Raw genomic sequence first — 23,655 nt, forward strand, 5'->3', positions numbered from 1 at the left:
CGACGTCACTATCAAGTCGTTGGTAGCACACAAAAAATGTTTATGTCATTTACAGATTTACAAAAGCAACGTCGAACAACTTATGTTTTGGGTAAAAAAGTGACGCAAACACCAGAAGAAATTTTTGACATTGTGAAATCTGCCGTTAAAAATTCACCCACGGCGTTTAATAACCAAACTGTTCGAACAATCGTATTAACTGGTGACTCGCATGAAAAGTTGTGGCAGTTGACCGCAGATCGCTTAAAATTGGAAGTACCAGATGAGACCACATATAATAGCACACTAGCTAAGATCAATCGTGCATTTAAAGCTGGATATGGCACGATTTTATTTTTTACAGATACATCGGTGGTCAAATCTTTTGAGGAAAATATCCCGTTATATGCTGAAAATTTTTATGACTGGTCAGAACAAGGACATGGTATTGCTGAATATGCGACATGGTTAGCTTTGACAGAAGCTGGTCTTGGTGCATCATTACAACACTATAACCCACTAATTGATGAATCAGTGGCGGAAAATTTTGACGTACCGTCATCATGGCGCTTACGAGCACAAATGCCTTTTGGTTCAATTGAATCACCAGCAGATGATAAAACATTTGTAGCTGATGAAGATCGTTTTAAATTACTTAAAGCCTAAGCGACTTTATTGCTAAAAAAACAAGTAAGCAACCTGAATTTTTAGGTCACTTACTTGTTTTTTGTTTGTGTAAACTTTGCTTTTAAAGCGGCCACTTGCTCTGCCTTAGTCAATTGTGTTTGTTGACCTGACTTGTAATTGGCATTGGCTTGCTTCTGTTTAAAATCAATTTGATAACGTCCCATTTTTCCATCCTTTTTTGTGTCTTTAATAGTATACCCTATTTTATGTGTGAATGGTTAAATAAAAAAAGATGGGTCATGTTAAAATGAAGGCAACTAATAAATAAGGAGAAAGTGTATGGTGAACCTAGCAGACGTTGCACGTCAAGCACATGTGTCCAAAATGACGGTTAGTCGGGTGCTTAATCATCCTGAAAAAGTGTCTGTGGAAGTGAAAACAGCCGTGATGGCAGCAATTGATTTAATTGGCTATCAGCCAAATCGTATTGCTAAGGCATTAGTGAATCATCAAAACTACGTGATTCAATTTTTAGTCTTGGAAGATATTGACACGGTTGAACCTAATTATGCTATTTTATTACTACAGCTCGCCGATGTGTTAAATCAAAAGGGGTATACATTAGAAATTAGTACGATAATCACTGACAACGATAACATTGATGGTATTATTGTCAGTGGCTGGCGGCAATCGGACATAATTGCGTTAGAAGCATTAAGTGTACCAGTTGTTCTTTATGGCGAATCGCCAATAGATCATGATATGGCGTATGTTGACGTTGATAACCGCTATGGCGTGAAATTAGCGACAAAACACCTGATTCAAACAGGTTATCAAAAGATTATTTATATTGGTATGTCCGTTGATTTGCCATTTTCAAATGAACGGGAGCTGGGTTATTTAGATACAATGGCTAATAATAGACGGGTATCTAAAGTTTATAATGTAGATAATCACTCACATGTAGCAGAAAAATTAATTGACAATATTATGACACAATTATCTGAAAATACTGGTGTGGTTTGCGCGACTGATCGCATTGCGTTAGGTGTGGTACGAGCCTTGAATAAACAAAACGGTGTGCCTGAACAGTATGGTGTCGTTGGATTTGATGGCGTATTTATTGACCAAATTTCATCACCACAATTAACCACAATTCGTCAACCGTTTGCTCAAATTGCGCAATCTTTGGTAGATCATTTGTTTTTGCAACTAGAACATGGCGAACTGGGAATGCAACGCATCGTGCCGAGTTTAATACGTCGTGATACGACACGGGCTTAAAAAGATGTTATCGTTAACATGCTGTTAGCTATTTCAATTATTACTAGGTTATCCTATACTAAAATATGTAAACGCTTACATAAAAATATTTAGTTTTAAGGAGACGATTATGGTTAAAAAAACAACAGGTCAAGGTTTGCCTAACTTGCCACTTAGAACCATTTGGATGTTGAGTTTTGGATTTTTAGGCGTGCAGATGGCGTTTTCATTGCAAAGTTCACAAATGGGACGAATTTTTCAGACGTTGGGTGCTGATCTCACTAAGTTAGGATTTTTCTTTATCCTACCACCATTGCCAGGATTGTTTGTCCAACCACTTGTGGGTTACTGCTCAGATCGCACATTTTCCATCAATGATATTAGTTTCTGGTATCTTAATGTTAGTTGGTGCCATTAGTGTCAGATTTATCAATGACGTTCATAGCGATCCAGTAGATGTACAATAATGAATGTGTCACGCTTCGGGGTTAATAAGCATCGAAAGATATTAATGCTGAAGCTAAGCATTAGAAAAATTGAAGAGGTAGAAAGTCTTATGAAGCGAATTTTTGAAGTTGATCCTTGGACAGTTACATCACATGATTTGAATCCTGAAGATAAACGTCTCCAAGAATCTATGACGAGTTTGGGCAACGAATACATGGGCATGCGTGGCATGTTCGAAGAAGTCTATTCTGGTGACACACATCAAGGTATTTACGTTGGTGGTGTTTGGTTCCCAGATAAAACACGTGTCGGTTGGTGGAAGAATGGTTATCCACGCTACTTTGGAAAAGCGATCAATGCGCTAAATTATGTCAAAGCAGACATTTACGTTGATGGCAATCAAGTTGATCTAGCTAAAAATGATGTGACTGATTTTGAAGTATTATTGGATATGAAAAATGGTGTTTTGAATCGAACGTTTACTGTGTTTGGCGTGACGTTTAAAATCACGCGCTTAGTTTCAGCAACAGTGAAGGAATTGGCAGATATTCACTATGACTTATCTTCTGCTGATGGCCAAGCTCACCATGTTCGATTTGATGCTAGTATTGATGCTGACGTTGTTAATGAAGATTCAAATTACGATGAGAAGTTTTGGCAAGTTTTGGATGCAGGTAATGACGCTAATTCATCCTTTGTCGCCACGCAAACGATCGAAAATTCGTTTGGTGTGCCACAATTTACAGTTGTTGCCCGTCAGAGCTTTGTTGGCGGTGAAAAGCATGGTGTGAACCGCTCTGAAAAAAAAGTGACTGATAACTTTGACATTGAAGTACCAGCTAAAAGTTCAGTTAGTTTTGAAAAGCGCGTGATTGTGACAACTTCGCGTGACTATGATAATCTGGCTCAAGCGATTAAAGCAGGCGAGACACTAACTGCAGGTATTGTAGCACAAACATACGACGACATATACACAGCGCATGCACAAGAATGGTCTAATCGTTGGGACAAAGCTGATGTTCAAATTGAGGGGGATGATGCGGCACAACAGGGTATTCGCTTCAACTTATTCCAATTATTCTCAACTTATTATGGTAATGATCCACGTTTGAATATCGGACCAAAAGGTTTCACAGGTGAAAAGTATGGTGGGGCAACGTATTGGGACACGGAAGCCTTTGCCATTCCTGTTTATCTTGGTGTTGCTGATCCGTCTGTGACCCGTTCATTGCTACAATATCGTTTTGATCAGTTGGATGGTGCATTCCACAATGCCAAAGAACAAGGCTTAAAAGGTGCTTTGTATCCAATGGTGACCTTTGATGGTATTGAGTCACACAACGAGTGGGAAATTACTTTTGAAGAAATTCACCGTAATTCGACAATTGCTTATGCGATTTATAATTATACAAACATCACAGGAGATCACTCATGGCTTGATGGTGATGGTGCACAAGTTTTGTATAATATCGCACGTTTCTGGGCAGATCGTGTCCACTATTCTGCCCGAAATGATAAGTACATGATTCACGGTGTTACGGGCCCCAATGAGTATGAAAACAATGTTAATAACAATTTTTATACAAATTGGATGGCTAAGTGGGTTTTGCAATACTCACTTGAACACCACGATGAAATTAATGCTGATGAAAAGGCTAAGTTGGCTTTGACGGATGAAGAATTAGCAAAGTGGCAAGAAATTGTTGATAAAATGTACTTGCCAGAGGCTGACGTTGAAACCAAAATAGGTAAAAAGCATATCTTTGTTCAGCATGATACATTCTTGGATAAAGATTTGACACCAATTGCTGATATGCCACAAGACATTCGGCCAATTAACCAAAATTGGTCATGGGATCGCATTTTACGCTCACCATATATCAAGCAATCTGATACATTGCATGCCATGTTCTATTTCCCAGACGCATTCACAGAAGAAGAAAAGCGTAGCAACTTTGAATTCTATGAACCATTGACAGTGCATGAGTCATCATTGTCGCCATCCGTTCACTCAATTTTGGCTGCTGACTTACAAATGGCAGATAAAGCAGTTGAAATGTACGAACGTGCAGCTCGTTTGGACTTAGATAATTATAATAATGATACGTCAGATGGTTTGCATATAACCGCTATGACAGGCTCATGGCTAGCGATTGTTCAAGGATTCGCTGGCATGCGTGTTCGTGACAACAAACTTCATTTGAAACCATTCTTACCAAAGAACTGGAAAACCTATGCTTTCCGTTTGGTATTTCGCGGTCATGTTTTGGAAGTGTCAGTCGATGGTCAAGGCGCGCATGTTGACTTGATGTCAGGTGAACCATTAGTGATTGACCTATTAGGGCAAGATGTGAAGTTGACAAAGTAGTAAGCAGGATAATGGGCGAGGGATTGCTAATTTGCTATATAGTCGAAAAAATTTTGACAGCATTTACCCTAGAAAATATCAATCACACAGATTACTGCGATTTCACACGTGGCAATCGTTTTTTGCTGCACGTAAGGGTGTCAAACAAAAACTGTTAGTACAATTTGATGACTTAGTAGCGTATTTAGATAATCTGTTCCACTTTGGTAATTGTTAACACCGATGTGTTGTCGAATGCCGACTTAAATTTTGCTTCGACAGCAGAAGTCACGCTAGAAAATATTGAAACTAAAATGAAATAAGTCAATAACAAAACCGTCAAGTTTATGATGATGTGAACTGATAACTGAGATAAAGTAAACTATTCAGAAAGTTATCGGGTTCATCTCACTTAAACTGACGGTTTTCGTTTTAAACGATTGTCGTAACTGTCCCGGCTGGAATGAGGGTGATATCGGTAAAGGTAACGCTATGTGACGAAAGTGATTCATTGGCGATATTACTAATCGCTAATTCCCCCATTTTGGCGAAATTTTGTTGCGTAGCTGTTAAAATAGGCCGAGTTAATTGTGTTAATTCTGTGCCATCAACAGTGACAATAGATAAATTGCTGGGCACAGAAATACCAGCATCCAAGGCACCATTAAGTAAACCAATACTGATGATATCGGCTGATCCAATTACCGCAGTAAATGGCAATGGTAATCCGAATTTTTTAATGGCATCTAATCCAGTTTGGTAAGTCATGTCGACGCCCCAAATAAAATCTGGGTTGTACGAGATACCGTGATCTGTCAAAGCATCAATAAATCCGCGACGCCTTAAAATTGCAACAATAGGGTCAGGATCAGAAGAACCGATTAAAGCCATTTGTCGATGACCATGGTCGTATAAATAATCAACAATGGTATGCATCATCGCATAGTTATCAGAAGAAATGGAAGGGATATCATTATTAAGTTGGTTAGATACACTCAAAAGCTTAACATCAGCACTTTTCAAAACAGCCAGCACGGTGTCATCAATATCAATCGCTAGCATAACGACTGCTAATAATTGTCGCGACAAAAGTGATTTTACGGTTTTAATTTGTTGCTGATTAGTCGTTTCAACAAAAGCAATTAATAATTCATAGCCTAGTTCGTAGGCCTTACTTTGCATGCCCTTAATAATTTCATCAGCGAAATTTGTATGTGTTATGGGTACTAAAACGCCCACCACACGACTTGATTTTTGAGAGAGATCAGCAGCTGATTGATTTTTAAAGTAGCCCATTTCATTGGCTAATTCTCTTACCCGGTGAGCCGTTTCCTCACTAAAACGCCCACGATTTGTCAAAATTCGTGAGACAGAGGCTGCCGAGATACCAGCCTTATTCGCAATGTCTTTGATTGTAATAGCCATAGTTTATATTATAACTCAAAAGCGGTTGACAAATAAAATGAAAGCGGTTACAATAATAAGTGCGTAAACGTTTACTCAAATTATTTAACGAAAGAATAATGAGGCAAAACAATGGTTAGAAACAATTGGTGGCAAAAAGCTGTTGTTTATCAAATTTATCCGCGAAGTTTTCAAGATAGTAATGGTGATGGCATTGGAGACATCCCAGGTATCATTCAGCGGCTACCGTACTTAAAAGAGCTGGGCGTTCAAGTGATTTGGTTGAGCCCAATTTACCAGTCACCAAATGATGATAATGGTTACGACATTAGCGACTATCGCAAAATTTTGCCGGAATTTGGTACGATGGCGGATGTGCAAGAAATGATCTCAGTTGCCCATCAGTTAAACTTAAAAATTATGATGGATTTAGTTGTTAATCATACGTCTGATGAACATGACTGGTTTCAACAAAGCCGATTGTCACGAAGTAATCCGTACCGTGACTATTACATTTGGCGGGATCCAGTTGATGGCCACGAACCAAATAATTGGCTATCAGATTTTGGTGGTCCTGCTTGGGAATTTGATGATAAAACGCAACAGTATTACTTACATCTCTTTTCAAAAAAACAGCCTGATTTGAATTGGGAGAACCCAGCCATGCGACATGACATTTACGATACGATGTCTTGGTGGCTCGCGCAAGGCGTTGATGGTTTCAGAATGGATGTCATTAATTTGATTTCAAAACAAAGAGGTTTGCCAAATGACCCTAATGTTGATGCTGACAACCATGGCTCATCGATGACGTTTGTGGCTAATGGACCAAAAGTTCATCAATATTTGCAAGAAATGAATTCAAAAGTGTTATCACAACACGACGTGATCACTGTAGGCGAAACACCGGGTGTGACAACTGCAGATGCAATGCAATATGCTGGTTTTGACGCTCACGAGCTACAAATGATTTTCCAATTCGAACATACAGAACTAGACAATAGCCATGAAGGACTTGGCAAGTGGAGTGACGAGCGCTTTAAGTTAGTTGATTTGAAGAAAATTCTATCTAAGTGGCAAAATGATTTAGAAGGTAAAGCTTGGAACAGTTTGTATTGGAACAATCATGATCGGCCGCGTGTTGTGTCACGGTTTGGTGATGATTCGGACAAGTATCGGGTGATATCTGCTAAGATGTTGGCAACAACGTTGCACTTTATGCAAGGTACGCCCTATATTTATCAAGGTGAGGAAATTGGTATGACTAATGTCAACTGGTCGGCAATTTCACAATATCAAGACATTGATACGTTAAATGCTTTTGACGATTTAGTTAATCAGCAAAAGCGTACAACACCAGAAAAAATGATGACCTATGTGCATCATTCATCCAGAGATAATGCTCGGACGCCGATGCAATGGGATAATACCCGCAACGCTGGGTTTACAAGTGGTAAACCGTGGTTAGGTGTTAATGATAACTATACGACAATTAATGTTTCCGAATCCTTAGCGAACCAACAATCTATTTTTTATTTTTACAAAAAATTAATCGCCCTTAGACAACAAATGTCAATCATCATCAATGGTCACTATCAATTATTGGATATGGCTGATGAGTCAGTATACGCCTACAGACGCACCGCTCAAGATTCAGAGTTGCTAATTATCAGTAACTTTACAGATCAAGTGCAAACGCGTAATTACTCATTAGATGCTAGTGCAAAGCTACTTATCAGTAATTACGAAGATGATCAAGGTGATGTCCTAAGACCCTATGAATCAAAAGTGTATTTTAAAGATACCTAATGTCTAATTAATGTAAGCGGTTACTTAAATAATGAAATGACTAACTAAAATCACTTAAAAGGAGAGTGAATATGTTAAATAGTAAGACGCAAACAAAGGGTCAACTACCAAGGCTCACAAGTATGCAATTGTTTTTAATGACATTTGGTTATGCTGGCGTACAAGTTGCTTTTTCAGTTCAGACTGGTAATATGGGCAGAATATTTCAAACGCTTGGAACTGATCCAACCAAATTAGGTTTCTTCTTCATTTTACCGCCGCTAGCGGGCATGATAACACAACCTTTAATTGGTCTATTTTCAGATAAAACTTGGATTCCAAAGCTAGGACGGCGTATACCGTATTTGATTGGTGGCTGCTTAGTATCAATTATTGTTTTGTTATTGTTACCAAATACAGGGTCGTTTGGATTCGGTTATGGTTCCATGACAGCTTTATGGTTTGGTGCTGTCACGGTATTGTTTATGGATTTGTCTGCTAATGTTTCCATGCAACCATTTAAAATGATCATTCCAGATATGGTTAGCGAGCAGCAAACAGATAAAGCCTGGACCTTACAGAATATGTGGGGGAGTTTAGGTGGCGTTATTGCCTTTGTATTTCCATTTTTGTTAACGGTTTTTGGTATTTCTAATACGGCAGCTCGAGGGGTTGTGCCTGATTCAGTCAAAATATCCTTTTATGTTGCAGCAGCGATATTATTATTATCTACCATATTTACTGTGATGAATGTCAAAGAATATGATCCAGAAACACTAGCTTATTACCACGGAATCACAGTTAATAACGAGAAACGTGATTCATTTGTTGATATTTTAAAAAATGCACCTAAAGTGTTTTGGACATTGGGCATTGTTGAATTCTTTGTTTGGTTCGGCATTCCATACATGTGGACCTACTCGACTGGTGCTCTATCGGAAAATATATGGCGTGTGTCAGACCCCGCGTCTGTTGGCTATCAAGCGGCTGGTAATTGGTTTGGCATATTGCAAGCGGTCTATTCAGTGGTAGCAATACTAGTCGGTATTTTTTTTCAACATCTCAATAAAAAAACACGTAAATGGGCGTTTTTCTTCAGTTTAATTGCTGGTGGTATTGGCTTCATGGTGGTTGCATATGGGCACACACATTTGTCGTCATTATTTGGATTCGTACTAATAGGTATTGGCTGGATTGCTATTATTTCTATACCCTTTACGATATTGACAAATGCTTTAAATGGCAAACATGATGGTATTTATCTCGGGTTATTTAATTGCTTCATATGCATTCCTCAAATCATAGCTTCAATTGCGAGCTTTGCTATTTTCCCTGCTGTTGGTAAGTCGATGGCTCATATGTTGGCTATTGCTGGTGTCGCTTTAATAATTGGTGGTTGCTTAATTTGGATAGTTAAAGAAGACGATTCACAAACAAACAAAATAAAAAAAGGAATTTAACTCATGACAAAAAATATTAAATGGTGGCAAAAGGCAGTCGTGTATCAAGTCTATCCACGATCATTTCAAGATGCTAATGGTGATGGTATTGGCGATTTGAAAGGAATTGAACAACGCTTAGATTATATTGAAAAATTAGGGGCTGACGTGATTTGGTTGAATCCAATTTATGCATCACCTGATAAAGATAACGGTTATGATATCTCTGATTATGAAGATATCAATGCGAAGTTTGGTAATATGGCTGATTTTGATCGCTTACTTCAAAAGGCCCATGACAAAAACATTAAAATTCTGATGGATTTAGTTGTTAATCATACCTCAGATCAACACCAATGGTTCATTGAAAGCCGTACTTCAAAAACTAATGACAAACGTGATTTTTACATTTGGCGAGATCCAGTTGATGGACACGAACCTAACAACTGGGGATCTTTCTTTTCTGGCTCAGCTTGGAAATTTGATGAGACAAGTGGTCAATATTATTTACATTTGTTTGTTGAAGGGCAGCCTGATTTGAATTGGGTTAATCCTACAGTGCGTCAATCAGTCTTTGATATGATGAATTTCTGGGTTGATAAAGGCATCGATGGTTTCCGAATGGATGTTATTTCATTGATCTCCAAACCAGATGGTTTGCCAGATGGGGAAGTGCCAGAAGGTGGAGAATATGGTAATGCAGATAAAGCGGTTGCCAATGGCCCACATGTTCATGACTATCTAAAGGAAATGCGTGAACAAGTACTCAATCGTGCCGACATGATGACGGTTGGAGAAGCTTCTGGTGTTGATATTGATAATGCGATTCAGTATGCTGCTAAGGATGCTTCTGAATTAAATATGGTTTTCCAATTTGAACATATGGGGTTGGATAATAATCCAAATCCAGCGCTTGGTAAATGGTATGATAAAAAAGTCAGTTTGATTGATTTGAAACAGAATTTATCAAAATGGCAAAATAAACTAGCAGATAAGGCTTGGAATTCACTGTATTGGGATAATCACGATCAACCACGTGCTGTGAGTCGATATGGTGATGATCGACCAGAATATCGTGTTGTTTCAGCAAAAATGGCTGCAACATTGCTTCACTTCATGCAGGGAACACCTTATATTTATCAAGGTGAAGAAATTGGTATGACCAATGCTTATAATTTAAAACGTGCAGATTTTGATGATATTGAAATTAAAAATGCCTTTAAATATTTGATCGATAAAGATCACTTAACAGATGAAGAGACAATGCTGCGTTATGTTCATGCAAAAGGGCGCGATAACGCACGCACACCTATGCAGTGGGATGACAGTCAAAATGCTGGGTTTACAACAGGCGAGCCATGGCTTAAGTTAAATGATAACTTTCAAACCATTAATGCCCAAGCAGCATTAGCTGATCCACAATCAATTTTCTATTATTATCAGAAACTAATTCGCTTGCGCCATGAGTTGCCTATTATCACAACGGGGATATACCAGCTCTTGGATCCAGATGATGATCAAGTATATGCTTACCGACGTGTGGCAGATAATGAACAATTACTCGTTATTAACAATTTTACTGACCAAGTGCTAACACGTCATTATCATGTAGATCAAAATGCCGATATGCTGATTAGCAACTATGAAGATGATCAAGGCAGTACTTTACGTCCTTACGAATCAAAAGTTTATCGGTTTTGAGGCGTTTGCTTGAAATTGGTTAATTCACTTGACTTTGCAAGACTTTAAAGCTATGATTAGAGCATATATTAAAGCCGATGAATTGGAAAAATCATAGTTTGGATGAACAGAAATTTTGCGGACGATGTGAGCAAAACGACAACATGATTTGTGACACCTTGGAGGTCATTGTTGTTTAAGACAGTGCGTGGAAGCGCGATAAGCTTTCAAAGTGATGTTTAAAAAGCATCAATATCTAAGGTGGTACCGCGCTAAAGCGCCCTTAACGATTATTCGTTAGGGGCGCTTTTTTCGGAGTTAATGTGAAACTTTTTAAAGGAGATTATTGTTGTGATTGCACAGCAATGATAATATAAAATGGCAAAACCAACATTTCAAAGACCAAAAGGAACAGCCGATCTGTTACCAGACCAAACGGTAAAGTGGCAACATGTTGAAAGTACAGCTCGTCTGCTCTTTGGTGATTATAATTTTAAAGAAGTACGGACACCCATATTTGAAAATTTTGATGTTTTTTCACGATCAGCAGGTGACACATCAGATGTTGTGACAAAAGAAATGTATGATTTTCATGATAAGGGCGATCGGCACATTGCTTTACGACCTGAAGGTACAGCAGGGGTGGTACGTGCATACGTTGAGAATAAATTATATGGTCCAGAATTTGATAAGCCATATAAAACATTTTACATCGGCCCAATGTTTCGCTATGAGCGGCCACAAGCAGGCCGGTTTCGACAATTTCATCAAATTGGTGTTGAGGCTTTTGGATCCAAGTCGCCGGCATTAGATGTGGAAATTATCGCGATGGCGATTGACTTTTTTAAAACTTTAGGATTACAAAACTTAAAGGTCGCAGTCAACACATTGGGCGATCAAAACTCACGCGCAAGTTATCGACAAGCGCTTATTGATTATTTGAAACCACATTTTAATGACTTATCAGTTGATTCACAAGCACGTTTAGAACAAAATCCGTTGCGTGTATTGGATTCAAAAGATGCGCGTGATCAAGTGTTTGTCGCAAATGCCCCATCAATTTTAGATTATTTATCTCCAGAAGCGACTGAACATTGGCAACAGGTTCAAACAATACTCAAGGCTTTAAATATTGACTTTGAAATTGATGCAACAATGGTTCGCGGGTTGGATTATTATAATGATACTATTTTTGAAATTATGACCGTTGATGACCATTTGAAGGGGGCAGCAACAATCGCTGGCGGTGGCCGTTATTCTGGCTTGGTCAGTGAGTTTGGCGGTCCTGAAACGCCAGGTGTGGGTTTTGGTATTGGTATCGAACGACTTATTAGCTTACTAAGTGCACAGCAAGTGGCTCCTGCCAATGATAACGGACTAGATTTTTACGTTGTTAACATTGGCAAGGAGACAGACGTTGTTGCAACGCAAATTGCACAAGCCATTCGTTCGTTTGGTTATGTGACAGAGCGCGATTACCTTGGTCGCTCCGCAAAAGCACAATTTAAAACAGCTGATCGTCATCAAGCTAAATATGTCGTGACAATTGGAGAACAAGAATTATCTGATCAGGTTGCCAACATTAAAAATATGGCGACTGGTCAACAACAAACAGTTAAATTGGCTGAACTATATACCAATTTACCAACGATCGTTGAGTCAGAGGAGAATAAAGCATGAAACGTACAACATATGCAGGATTAATTGATGACAGTTTTCTTGGACAAACTGTCACTTTGTCTGGTTGGGTTCAAAAGCGACGTGATTTTGGTGATTTAATTTTCGTTGATCTGCGTGATCGTGAGGGCATTGTCCAACTCACTTTTAATGCGACTAATGCTTCAGCATTAGCAGTCGCAGAAAATATGCGCAACGAATATGTGGTGGCTATCACTGGCACAGTTGTTAGTCGTGAAGCTAGTCAATTAAACGATAAGATTCGTTCGGGATCAGTTGAAATTGATGTGACTGAAGCTGAAATATTAGCTACTTCTAAGACACCTCCTTTTTATATTGAGGATGGGGTTAACGCTAATGAAGAATTGAAACTCCAGTATCGTTATTTGGATTTACGTCGACCAGAAATGCAAAAAAACTTGCGAATTCGTTCAAAAATTATGTCAAGTGCCATTCATTTTATGGATAATCATGATTTTATTAATATTGAGACGCCAATTTTAGCAAAGTCGACGCCAGAAGGTGCGCGTGATTATTTAGTGCCATCACGTATTTTTCCAGGATCTTTTTATGCCTTACCCCAATCACCACAATTATTTAAGCAACTGTTGATGGGCGCTGGATTTGATCGTTATTTCCAAATCGCACGCGCTTTTCGTGATGAAGACTTGCGTGGTGATCGTCAACCAGAGTTCACACAAATGGACGTAGAAACGTCGTTTATGTCAGCGGATGAAATTCGAGCACTCGTCAATGACTGGGTCAAAGCTATGATGTATGATGTCGTTGATTTTGAATTAGATACATCAAAAATTCCGACATTAACATGGCAAGAATCAATGGCGCGCTTTGGAACAGATAAGCCTGATCTACGTATTGACTATGAATTAAAAGATTTGACAACTGCTATGAAATCATCTGAATTTGGTGTGTTTGCTAATGCAGTCAAAGACGGTGGTGTGGTCAAAGCAATCGCTGTTCCTGGTGGTGCAGAACACTATTCGCGTAAAAATATTGATAGGTTAGCGCAATATATCGAGCGTTTTGGTGCAAAAGGTTTGGCGTGGCTCAAAGTAACTGATGAGGGGCTCACTGGTCCGATTGCTAAATTTTTCCCTGAAGAGGCAGCAAAGACGTTAATCGCAACAACTGATGCGCAATCCGGTGATCTATTATTGTTTGGTGCAGGTCGGGCAGACGTTGTTGCAGCAACATTAGATTATTTACGTCGTCAAACAGCCGAAGATTTAAATTTAGTTGACTCAGAAAATCCATGGGCATTTGCTTGGATTGTTGATTGGCCATTGTTTGAATATTCCGAAGACTTTGATCGTTGGATTGCTGCTCATCACCCATTTACAATGCCCAATGAAGAAGATCTTCATTATTTGGATGATGGAGAAGATCCTCATCAAGCGCACGCGCAGAGTTATGATTTAGTTTTGAACGGCTATGAATTGGGATCTGGATCAATCCGTATTCACCGAATGGATATCCAAGAAAAAATGCTCAAGGCACTTGGATTTACACCTGAAGCAGCGCATGAGGCTTTTGGCTTCTTGCTTGAGGGGATGAACTACGGATTTCCACCAATGGGTGGCATTGCGCTTGGCTTAGACCGCTTAGCAATGTTGTTGGCAAATCAAGAAAATATACGTGAAGTCATTGCATTCCCTAAGAATTCACGCGCGACTGAGCCCATGACCGAAGCGCCAACACGTGTTGGTCAGAAACAATTAAATGATCTAGGGTTATTTGTACCAGAAGAAAAGTAAGTGCCTTTTAAAGTTTATTTTTTGATGACTTGTGGTATTCACAACATATTTTTGCTGTTATAATATGATTGACGTTTATAAAGGAATTGTACGTAGGTGTACAAAAAATCATGCAGAAAATTTTTCACAATTTTATGAAACATCGTTACACTGGCCGAATTGGTGGTGCCATATTTTATGCTGTGATTGTTGCAGTAGCTATGAACTATTTTTGGCGTCCAGGCCATATTTATTCATCTGGCTTTACGGGGTTCGCACAACTCGTTTCAACACTTACCGGTGGCAAATTACCAGTTGCTCTAGCTTTGGCACTAGTTAATTTACCCATGTTAGTCGTAGCATGGTGGAAACTGTCTTGGCGTTTTGCGACTTTTACCACTTTAGCGGTTTTACTAAGTGCTGCATTGATGCCAGTTTTTGATACGACACGGGTATTGACACCAGACCCATTAATTAACGCACTTTTTGGTGGTGCATTAAATGGGATGGCTGTTGGGACAGCGTTGCGTTATGGTGTCGGTACTGGTGGACTTGATGTAATTGGTATATTAATCAAAAGAAAATTTGGTTTTAAAATGGGGCCGATAAACCTTGGGTTTAACGCTTTAATTATGGTTGGTGCGGGATTAACTTATGGTTGGAAGTATGCGTTGTATTCAATTGTTGGCGTAGTCGTTAGTTCACGTATGATTGATGCATTTTTCACGCGACAACAGCAAATGCAAGTCATGATCATTACGACGAAACCCAATGAAATGGTACAAGGGATCTATGATAAAATGCGTCGAGGGGTTACAATTATTAATGATGCACAAGGCGGCTATACTGGTGCAGACCGTGCAGTACTATTAACGGTCATTACACAACAAGAACGTTATGAATTACGCGAAGCCATTAAGTCAGCTGATGCACATGCCTTTTCATCAACTTGGAAAATCGAGCATACCGTTGGTCGTTTCTACGAACCAGAACTATAATGATTTACTGGACAATTGTTCTGCATGTTAATAGTTAATACACAAAAAATGATAATCGCCATCTAGAAATTAATGGCGATTATCATTTTTTATTTGACTTCAGATTAATTTGTTTGTTTTCTGTACAGCACGATCATTTCCTTAATGAGATCTTGATAGGTAATCGCATTCATGAGGTGATCCTGTGCGTGAACCATGTATAAATTGATATCCGTGTGTTCGCCTTGTGCTTCTTTGGTTAATAAGTCACTTTGAACATTATGTGCTTGAGTTAGTGCTTTGTTAGACTCCTGCATGAAATTATCTGCTTTTATGAATTCATGCGCTTTAGCTGCTTCCAAAGCTTCATGCGCGAGCGCTTTAGCATTACCTGCATGCATAATAATACCCATAACAATTGTCATATATGAATCATCCATTATTATCACCCCATGAGTTTTTCTGCAAATGCTAGCATTTTTTCACCATTCATCATGCCATAATCCACCATTGGCATGACATCCATGGGAATTTGTTTAGCATCTGTCTTGTGTTGAATATCATTTTTAAGATAAGATACTTGAGGTCCTAACAAAATAATATCAGGAATAGTATCAGAATTGAGTTGACTATCGATTTCAGTGGTTGATTTTGCAAAAATATCATAGTCTTTGTTTTGATTTTTGGCAGCAGCTGTCATTCTTTGAACCATCAGCAAAGTCGACATACCGGCCGCGCATGCGAGCATAATTACTTTTTTAGTCATAATATTCTCCTTTATTTAGTTATTAATTTAAATGATTGCCAAGGTCTAATCGTGTTTAGTATTGGTAAATTAGATGTCACAACGTGTCCAACAATATTGTAGTGGCCATCGTTTGGCCAAGGTTTTAACGCAACTTGCAGCTCACCTTTATATTGACCAAAACTGTCATTACCGATGATAATATCGCCAGGAAGGATGTCTTTGATGTTTTTAACTGGCATTTGATCCGAGGCGTATTTTATGCGAGATTGGCTAGAACGAATCATATAACCTGAATAATCTCCTCTAAACAGTTGCAGCTCATCTAGTACAATTTTTTCTTCCACAGCAGAAATATCAGTTTCTAGGACTATTTCTAAAATAGGGTAGGGACTATTGAAAGATTGCCATATGTCTGATAATTCATCAGCATCTAGTAACGAACTGCTGGTGTATATGTTGTCAATCACTTGTGTTTGTTTAATTAATTGCACTTGGCTGGCAGCAGACATTTTTCGTTGTATCTCCATTGAGACCATCTTATCAGCCACTGGCCAAGGGCCAACTCGCCCACTACTACCGTCGATAAACGCAGATGTTTTTAAATGGTGTGCTTTATATTTTTGAGCAGTTGCTTTGAAATAATTTTCTTGTAAACCAGTTCTTATTTGTGGATAAAAGTTATGTGAACCAGTTAAGTTTTCAGTATTAGCGCCAAAATCACAAATCATATCAATATAATGTTGCCCACGAGAAATATTCGTCTCAATTTTTAAATGCCACGGGTTGAAAGTCATTTGTGCTTCTTCATACCCAGTGAAACCTTCATCTAAACGGATGGTTGTCACACCTAAGTTTTTGAAGAAACTTAAATCAGAATAATTAATCTTGAGTTGGTTGAAAAGATTTGGATTAATATCAATACAGGTTGACATACCAAGTTGGTTACCATAATCAATAATTTGCTTAAATTGGGTAATGACCTGATCAACGTGTCCCGTTACTTCTAAAAGAGAGGTGAATATTTTTTTATAACCTAAACGATGTGCTATATCAAGATAATTTTTCATATCATCAAATGAACTTTTTGATGGATAAATAGAAACACCTAAATCACTCATAAATTAAGCGCCTCCTTTAATAGCGTTTGTTTCACTTTTAAGTTCTACTTGATCAATATTTTTAACAAAGGGTAGGTAAATCAGTATATCTAATACAATTAATGCGATTTGTAATATTGAACCAGAGATGTGGGAGCCGGTAGCTAGGAATCCAGAAATGATTGGTGGTGTGACCCAAGGAACGACAACGCCAACTGTTGCATGGACAAGACCCGTTGACATTGCGACATAAGTAATAACGGCATTGATAATCGGTGCCAAAACGAAAGGAATAATTAAGCCAACATTTAAAACAATTGGGACGCCAAACATTGTAGGCTCATTGATATTAAATAAGCCAGGTGGTGTGATTAATGTTTTTAATGTTTTATAGCGACTTGACTTGGCAACTAACCAAATAGCTAATACAAAACCAAGTGTGGCACCACCACCACCCATATATACGAAGAAATCCATGAAGGGTTGGGTGACAATATGCGGCATTTTTGCTGCAGGATTATGTTGATATACAGCTAAATTTTCTGCCATTAGACCTAACCATATTGGACTCATAATCGCACCCGTGATGTTACCACCATGAATACCGATAAACCAAAGTAACGAGGTTAATATTGCGACCACAATAGCACCTGTAAGCGATCCACCAAAAGCACCAAGTGGTTTGCCCAATAAAACTTGAAGTACTTGGTGGACATTACCAAATGAGGTTAATTTAAATCCTGCATAAACCAATCCCCAAAAGATTAGAATCACTGCGCCTGGTATTAAAGCAGCAAATGAGTTAGACACTGCAGGTGGCACACCATCAGGCATCTTAATTTGTATATTGCGCTTAACAAACCAGTTAAATATACTGGTACTAATAAGTGCGACTAAAATCGCACCGAATAATCCAGATGCGCCCAGGTAAGTATAGGCGATACCTGTTTGAGGAATTTTGCCTGAACTAAGAAGATCAGGCGTTACAAGGAAAAAGCTAGCCAGAGATAATATGCCAGCTGACAAGGCATCAACTTTGTGTGCTTCTGCATATCTGTAAGCGATACCAAAAGCAGCAACCAAACCCATGAGGCCAATGCTTGCATTCACAATTTTAACCAACCAATCAAATATACCAGTTGTTATTAACCAATTTTTAAATGGCTCAATTGAGAAACCATTCGCAATCAATAGTGCCATCGAACCCACGATGACTAGTGGCATACTGAGCGCAATACCATCACGGATGGCATTTAAGGGTTTATTTGCGGCTAATTTAATACCAATAGGCTGCAAATATTTCTCTAACCAATACGATACTTTACTGTTCATAGGTAAAACCTCCTTGTATATAATGTAACCGCTTTCTTTTGTTTTGAAAAGGTTTATTTTATTTTTTTTTGAAGCATTAGGTAGACCAAATAAATAATCATTTTATTTGTTTATCGAGTGATAAGTTAATTACTACTAAAACCGGTATAGACCAATAAAAAGATACGTTAACGGTTGGTTTTTTCTTATAAAAAAGTTAAGTATTTAATACGCAATTTTTTGAAGCGGTATCAACGTAAAAAACACAGCTGAATTGGCTGTGTTTGTCGAATTTGACTAATTATTATAATCAGCAGTCGTCATTTTTTCTTTATATAATACTGCTGTATTTGAAAACTTGCGATGCGCAAAATGCCCAAAAACTAATGTAAATATTAGAGCGCCGATAGCGGAGAAACGTGAGTCCGATTGAAAAAATAGGCTCAAGTAAATAGCAACGAAGAAAACTAATGTCAGTGGACTTGTAAGTTGATAACCTGGCATGGTAAAGCCATTTGGCAAGTAATCTGCTGATTCTCGAAATTTGCGGTGCGCATACATGGTCATAGCATAAACAATAATATACATATTTGAAGAAATTGCCGTGATAAAAGCAAACGCAGAAGTGATCTGTGGTATGGCGTTAATGACAGGAGATAATAGTACTAAAGCGGCAGTGAAGATAATCGCATTTGCTGGTACACCGTTTGTTGAAATTTTTCCAAAAGAGCGCATGAGTGAACTATCTGATTCTATCGCTAATTGGTAAAAGTGTCGTCCAGCCGAGTAAATGGCAGAATTTAGTGCTGACGCAGCAGAAGTTAAAACAACGAAGTTGATAATAACCGCCGCTGCCTTAAGACCGGCTAATTGAAAAACCATGACAAAGGGACTTTGATCAGGCGTTTTTGCAATCACATGCCAATTAATAATTGACATGATAATGACCATGGCGCCTAAATAAAATATCAAGATACGAATAATAATGGTGTTGATAGCTCGAGGCAAAACCTCACGTGGATTTTGTGTTTCGGCTGTTGTTATGCCAACGAATTCCATACCTTGAAAGGCGAAAAAAACCATGGGAAAGGCAGCAAAGAACATGCCTGCACCATTAGGAAACATCGAAAAATGGTGGCTAATATTACTAAATGATGCAACGGTATGACCACCTGCAGCAGGCGCTTTAAAACCGGTAAAAATAAGAACGAGGCCCGTGATAATCATCGCAATAATCGCAATGATTTTAATCATCGCAAACCAATATTCAGTTTCACCAAAAACCTTAACCGCAACGAGGTTGACGAGTGTTAGTGTCATTAAAAATAAAACTTGAATGATCCAAGTTTGCCAATGTGGGAACCAAAATTTAACGTAAGTAGAGACAGCAGTGAGTTCAGCCATCGCAACAAAAGTTAAACCAATCCAGTATGACCAGCCGGCAAAATATCCAGCGCCGTTACCAACATACTTACTGATAAAGGATACAAACGTGTGTTGCGATGGATCAGCATAGAGCATTTCACCAATACCACGCATCATGAGAAAGAAAAAGGCACCTAAAACCGCATAGACCACTAGAATGGAGGGGCCAGTCTTAGCAATTGAATTACCAGCGCCTAAGAATAGACCAGTTCCAATTGTGCCGCCAATAGCAATCATCTGGACATGCTTTTTTTTGAGTCCACGTTTCGTACCATCGGCATTTGTTGCCAAATCTGTGTATTCTATCATAATCATCCTCCATATAATCTAACTACTAATTAAAGTTATTAGGTATAATATTAGCACGATTATCATTTTAAATTCATTTTTAATTAACAAAATATGATTTGTTTTTTGTGCATTTAGCACAAAAATTTAGAGGAGTAAAAATGCCAATTGCATATCGGCTAACACGTCCGGCATTTCCAAATTTACATTCAATAAGACACTAATACGTTTTAAACGGTAAGTTACTGTGTTACGATGTACAAATAAAGTTGAGGAGACGGCTGTGACATTTTGGTGAAGTGCGATGTAGGTTTTTAATGTATTAAGTAGTTCCGGATTGTTAAGAATACCACCCAATGTTTTTTGAATAAATGCATGCGTTTCTGTCTTTGGCAGTAAATCTAGTAATTCTTGGGCGCTTTTGGGTCTAAACGCCATCAACGGGTGCTGACTAGAAGTGAGGTGAAGCGCATTTTTTGCTTGCTCGTATAAAACTGCTAATGAATAGATTGTTTCAGCGAGTTTAGAAAATCCAATAGTGAATCTATGATGGAGCGTTTTTTGATCATTTAAAAATGTAGCAAGTGCCTGTAAAAATACGCTGGTATTTATTTCGTCCGATACCAACAAAACTAATTGTTGCTGATGTGAAAAGATTAGTACAGGTGACTGATACTCTTTTATATACCAATGTGTCAGTTGCTGTCTAATTTCAAATTGCCGTGATTCAATCGTCATGTTTTTCTGAACGAATTCTATGATGGCGACACGATAACGTTGAGTACCACTGATATTGGTATCACGTAGATAGTGATCAATAGCTGTATGGCTTAAATCATTTTTCATGACATTTAAAAAAAATTCTGAACGGTTACGAAAGGCAGTTTCGTTTAATAAATCAGTACGTGAGTTTGCAAAACCTAAAGTATTGACGACTTGTTGCCTTTTGAGTATTTGAAAATCAGACGAATCGGCTCGATTAACGACAAATGCAGCAAAAGCTTTATTCTCGTTTAGAGCAGAAAAAATAGGCAAAATATCAATCGTGTCTTGATGAAAGTGTATTTGTGCCGGTTTTGTTAGGTTAAGATAATCGATATGCGACTCATTGCGCAAAAAATGTGTTAACGTATCACGCTGTGTGAGCCACTGGTTGCTTGCATATCGAGCTCTGAAGTGCGAATCAAGTAACACGAGTGGCGTATTAAGGATTTTAGCGCCTTGATCGAGTAAATGTTGATAAGTCATGTTTTTAGCGTTTAATTCAGATAATTGCTGATTGATGGCGATGATTTGTTTTAATTCAGAATTTTGTGTTGTGCGCATGGCTTGCAGTAACTGTTTAACAGTAAGTGCTAAGCCGTTTTTTTCTGGAGACCAAAGAATGGGCATATCTAATTTATTGGCTAATTGAATCATTTCTTTTGATAAAAATTTTGAATTTTCACTGTTTTTGATAACAATACCAGCACCGTGGATTTTGTGCATCTTAAGTAATAAATTTTTGAGAAGATCAGAATTTTCGTGAAAATAAAAACCTGTCGTGACTAACAATTGACCATCATGTAAGACATCAAGTATATCTGGCGTGTCAATTATGCCAATCTGTGTTACTTCATGAGATAAGCCACCAACACCTGCAGCGGGTTGAATGTTTTGGAGTGATTCATCTTGTAATATATCTGTCAGTTTCATATTAGTAGACCTCTTAGTATTGCCATTATTATGCCATAGTAAAGGGCAGTGCACAATCAAAAAGAATCGTCATGTGTATGATAGTTGGCATTGACATGAGCTTTCAAATGAGATGAGTAAGTGATAAAATATTTATAATCAAAATTTTATTTTAGGAGTAGTATATGACAATACAGCAGGATTTAATAGATTCGATTAAAGAACAAACACAGTTAACACAGCTTGTTGAATTATCTGGTTGGGATGCATTAACAGGTATGCCAAAAGATAGTGGCCACTTTCGGTCAGAAATTGATGCTTACTTAGCTAAAAAACTGTTTCAGGTTTCAACAGGGAAAGATCGACAACATATATTAGAATCGTTATCGGCTAATCCCTCATCACTTGATGGTTTTGGGAAACTTGTCTTAGATAAGGCAAAAAAAGATTTTGATTTAACAGGAAAAATTCCCGAACAAGATTATGTCGATTTTCAAAAGACGTTATCTGAAGCACAGGATTTTTGGGCACAAGCACGAGAAGCAAACGATTATAACGTGTTTCAACCTTATCTGGGGCGTATTATTGATTATTTGAAAAAGTTTATACCACTATGGCAAAATGATGAGAAGACACCATATGATGTGTTGCTCAACCAATACGAACCGGGGCTAACCGTTGAAAAATTAGACAGTATTTTTGAACAAGTCAAGGCTGGTTTGACAGAATTACGCCAACGTTTGGCTAAAAGTGATGTCAAATTGGATGATTCATTCTTGTTTCGTCAAATTCCAAAAGCCCAGCAACGACGTTATGCGTTAGAAGCGGTACAAAGATTGGGCTATAATTTGGATAAAGGTCGTCTAGACGACACGATTCATCCGTTTATGGAGGCATTAAATCGCGACGACGCGCGTATCACGACACGTTGGAATGAACATAACTTCCAGATGGCCATTTTAGGCATTTTTCATGAGGCAGGACATGGCACATTTGAACAAAATGTGGATCCAAAATATGATGATGCGCGATCAATTTTGCCAATTAGCATGAGTATCCATGAATCGCAATCATTATTTAATGAGGTTATGATTGGTCGGTCCAGAGAGTTTTGGGACGTGGAATATCCAAAATTGCAGGCAACTTTTTCGCCAACACTAGATGATATTGATACGGATACTTTTTACAAGGCGTGGTTAAAAACAGAGGCGACTTTCACGCGAACAGAAGCAGATCCTCTGACCTATCCTTTACACATTATTATTCGATATGAAATTGAAAAAGCTATTTTTAATGACCAAATTGATATTGCTGACTTGCCAACCCTTTGGCGTGAAAAATATCAAGAATATCTAGGGTTAGAAACACCAGACGATTTAACAGGTATTTTACAAGACATTCACTGGGCTGGCGGCTCGTTTGGTTATTTTCCAAGTTATGCATTAGGTCATTTGTACGCTGCCCAGTTTAAAGCTACAATGGCAAAAACACTTGATTTTAAGGCGATTTTTGAATCTGGCGATTATTCACCCATTTTTAATTGGCGACAAGAGCATATTTGGCGTTACGGTGGCGCAGTTGATCCTAATAAAATATTAGAAAATGCCACAGGAGAACCACTAAATCCACAATACTGGCTTGATTTGGTAACCAAATTATATGAAGAAGCATATGGATTATAAAATGAGTTGAAAATTCAACTGACAGACTGATGACTTTTTTGTATAATT

18 protein-coding genes and 2 pseudogenes are annotated in these 23,655 nt (G+C 38.2%); 12 read left to right on the forward strand and 8 right to left on the reverse strand.

Annotated features, from left to right (window positions below):
- Nucleotides 1-42: 42 nt before the first annotated feature.
- Nucleotides 43-645 (forward strand): nitroreductase family protein, encoded by a 603-nt coding sequence (locus JOD28_RS01280; protein ID WP_204769288.1) that lies wholly within the window; start codon nucleotides 43-45, stop codon nucleotides 643-645.
- Nucleotides 646-695: 50 nt separating this feature from the next.
- Here the strand turns inward: JOD28_RS01280 and JOD28_RS09840 are convergent, their stop codons facing one another.
- Nucleotides 696-830 carry a hypothetical protein gene (locus JOD28_RS09840; protein ID WP_010017395.1) on the reverse strand — a complete coding sequence of 45 codons (135 nt, stop codon included), beginning with the start codon at nucleotides 828-830 and terminating at the stop codon, nucleotides 696-698.
- A 115-nt stretch (nucleotides 831-945) separates the two neighbouring features.
- Here JOD28_RS09840 and JOD28_RS01285 point away from each other — a divergent pair, with 115 nt between their 5' ends.
- The 4 genes and pseudogenes from JOD28_RS01285 to JOD28_RS09720 form a co-directional block, all read left to right on the forward strand.
- A complete protein-coding gene (locus tag JOD28_RS01285) occupies nucleotides 946-1,890 on the forward strand; it encodes a LacI family DNA-binding transcriptional regulator (RefSeq protein ID WP_204769110.1) in 945 nt (314 codons plus the stop codon).
- 109 nt (nucleotides 1,891-1,999) lie between these two features.
- Nucleotides 2,000-2,239, forward strand: a pseudogene (locus JOD28_RS01290) (MFS transporter); the annotation flags it as partial.
- A 186-nt stretch (nucleotides 2,240-2,425) separates the two neighbouring features.
- Nucleotides 2,426-4,684 (forward strand): glycoside hydrolase family 65 protein, encoded by a 2,259-nt coding sequence (locus JOD28_RS01295; RefSeq protein WP_204769111.1) that lies wholly within the window; start codon nucleotides 2,426-2,428, stop codon nucleotides 4,682-4,684.
- Nucleotides 4,685-4,695: 11 nt separating this feature from the next.
- Nucleotides 4,696-4,895, forward strand: a pseudogene (locus JOD28_RS09720) (hypothetical protein); the annotation flags it as partial.
- Between the two features lie 200 nt (nucleotides 4,896-5,095).
- Here JOD28_RS09720 and JOD28_RS01300 read toward each other — a convergent pair.
- On the reverse strand, nucleotides 5,096-6,088 hold the full coding sequence (locus tag JOD28_RS01300; RefSeq protein ID WP_204769112.1) for a LacI family DNA-binding transcriptional regulator: 993 nt from the start codon (nucleotides 6,086-6,088) through the stop codon (nucleotides 5,096-5,098).
- Between the two features lie 111 nt (nucleotides 6,089-6,199).
- Here JOD28_RS01300 and JOD28_RS01305 point away from each other — a divergent pair, with 111 nt between their 5' ends.
- The 6 genes from JOD28_RS01305 to JOD28_RS01330 all read left to right on the forward strand — a co-directional run bounded on the left by JOD28_RS01305 (nucleotide 6,200) and on the right by JOD28_RS01330 (nucleotide 15,403).
- On the forward strand, nucleotides 6,200-7,876 hold the full coding sequence (locus JOD28_RS01305; protein ID WP_204769113.1) for a glycoside hydrolase family 13 protein: 1,677 nt from the start codon (nucleotides 6,200-6,202) through the stop codon (nucleotides 7,874-7,876).
- A 71-nt stretch (nucleotides 7,877-7,947) separates the two neighbouring features.
- The gene (locus JOD28_RS01310) at nucleotides 7,948-9,315 is read left to right on the forward strand and encodes an MFS transporter (protein ID WP_204769114.1); all 1,368 of its coding nucleotides are present in this window, start codon (nucleotides 7,948-7,950) and stop codon (nucleotides 9,313-9,315) included.
- A gap of 3 nt (nucleotides 9,316-9,318) precedes the next feature.
- On the forward strand, nucleotides 9,319-10,995 hold the full coding sequence (locus JOD28_RS01315; RefSeq protein ID WP_204769115.1) for a glycoside hydrolase family 13 protein: 1,677 nt from the start codon (nucleotides 9,319-9,321) through the stop codon (nucleotides 10,993-10,995).
- Between the two features lie 357 nt (nucleotides 10,996-11,352).
- The gene (gene hisS / locus JOD28_RS01320; RefSeq protein WP_204769116.1) at nucleotides 11,353-12,654 is read left to right on the forward strand and encodes a histidine--tRNA ligase; all 1,302 of its coding nucleotides are present in this window, start codon (nucleotides 11,353-11,355) and stop codon (nucleotides 12,652-12,654) included.
- Nucleotides 12,651-14,426, forward strand: a complete 1,776-nt coding sequence (gene aspS, locus JOD28_RS01325; protein WP_204769117.1) for an aspartate--tRNA ligase — start codon at nucleotides 12,651-12,653, stop codon at nucleotides 14,424-14,426. The genes hisS and aspS overlap by 4 nt, the downstream gene beginning before the upstream one ends.
- A gap of 110 nt (nucleotides 14,427-14,536) precedes the next feature.
- Nucleotides 14,537-15,403 (forward strand): YitT family protein, encoded by an 867-nt coding sequence (locus JOD28_RS01330; protein ID WP_204769118.1) that lies wholly within the window; start codon nucleotides 14,537-14,539, stop codon nucleotides 15,401-15,403.
- A gap of 104 nt (nucleotides 15,404-15,507) precedes the next feature.
- Here the strand turns inward: JOD28_RS01330 and JOD28_RS01335 are convergent, their stop codons facing one another.
- The 6 genes from JOD28_RS01335 to JOD28_RS01360 all read right to left on the reverse strand — a co-directional run bounded on the left by JOD28_RS01335 (nucleotide 15,508) and on the right by JOD28_RS01360 (nucleotide 21,946).
- Complete coding sequence (locus tag JOD28_RS01335) at nucleotides 15,508-15,822, reverse strand: PTS lactose/cellobiose transporter subunit IIA (protein WP_204769119.1); 315 nt, start codon at nucleotides 15,820-15,822, stop codon at nucleotides 15,508-15,510.
- 5 nt (nucleotides 15,823-15,827) lie between these two features.
- Complete coding sequence (locus JOD28_RS01340) at nucleotides 15,828-16,148, reverse strand: PTS sugar transporter subunit IIB (protein WP_204769120.1); 321 nt, start codon at nucleotides 16,146-16,148, stop codon at nucleotides 15,828-15,830.
- A gap of 11 nt (nucleotides 16,149-16,159) precedes the next feature.
- On the reverse strand, nucleotides 16,160-17,248 hold the full coding sequence (locus JOD28_RS01345; protein WP_204769121.1) for a DUF871 domain-containing protein: 1,089 nt from the start codon (nucleotides 17,246-17,248) through the stop codon (nucleotides 16,160-16,162).
- A 3-nt stretch (nucleotides 17,249-17,251) separates the two neighbouring features.
- On the reverse strand, nucleotides 17,252-18,559 hold the full coding sequence (locus tag JOD28_RS01350; protein WP_204769122.1) for a PTS sugar transporter subunit IIC: 1,308 nt from the start codon (nucleotides 18,557-18,559) through the stop codon (nucleotides 17,252-17,254).
- Nucleotides 18,560-18,835: 276 nt separating this feature from the next.
- Complete coding sequence (locus tag JOD28_RS01355; protein WP_204769123.1) at nucleotides 18,836-20,272, reverse strand: amino acid permease; 1,437 nt, start codon at nucleotides 20,270-20,272, stop codon at nucleotides 18,836-18,838.
- 126 nt (nucleotides 20,273-20,398) lie between these two features.
- A complete protein-coding gene (locus JOD28_RS01360) occupies nucleotides 20,399-21,946 on the reverse strand; it encodes a PucR family transcriptional regulator (protein WP_204769124.1) in 1,548 nt (515 codons plus the stop codon).
- Between the two features lie 164 nt (nucleotides 21,947-22,110).
- Here JOD28_RS01360 and JOD28_RS01365 point away from each other — a divergent pair, with 164 nt between their 5' ends.
- The gene (locus JOD28_RS01365; RefSeq protein ID WP_204769125.1) at nucleotides 22,111-23,607 is read left to right on the forward strand and encodes a carboxypeptidase M32; all 1,497 of its coding nucleotides are present in this window, start codon (nucleotides 22,111-22,113) and stop codon (nucleotides 23,605-23,607) included.
- Nucleotides 23,608-23,655: the final 48 nt, after the last annotated feature.

Source organism: Leuconostoc rapi, from assembly GCF_016908715.1.
GTDB classification, from domain to species: domain Bacteria; phylum Bacillota; class Bacilli; order Lactobacillales; family Lactobacillaceae; genus Leuconostoc; species Leuconostoc rapi.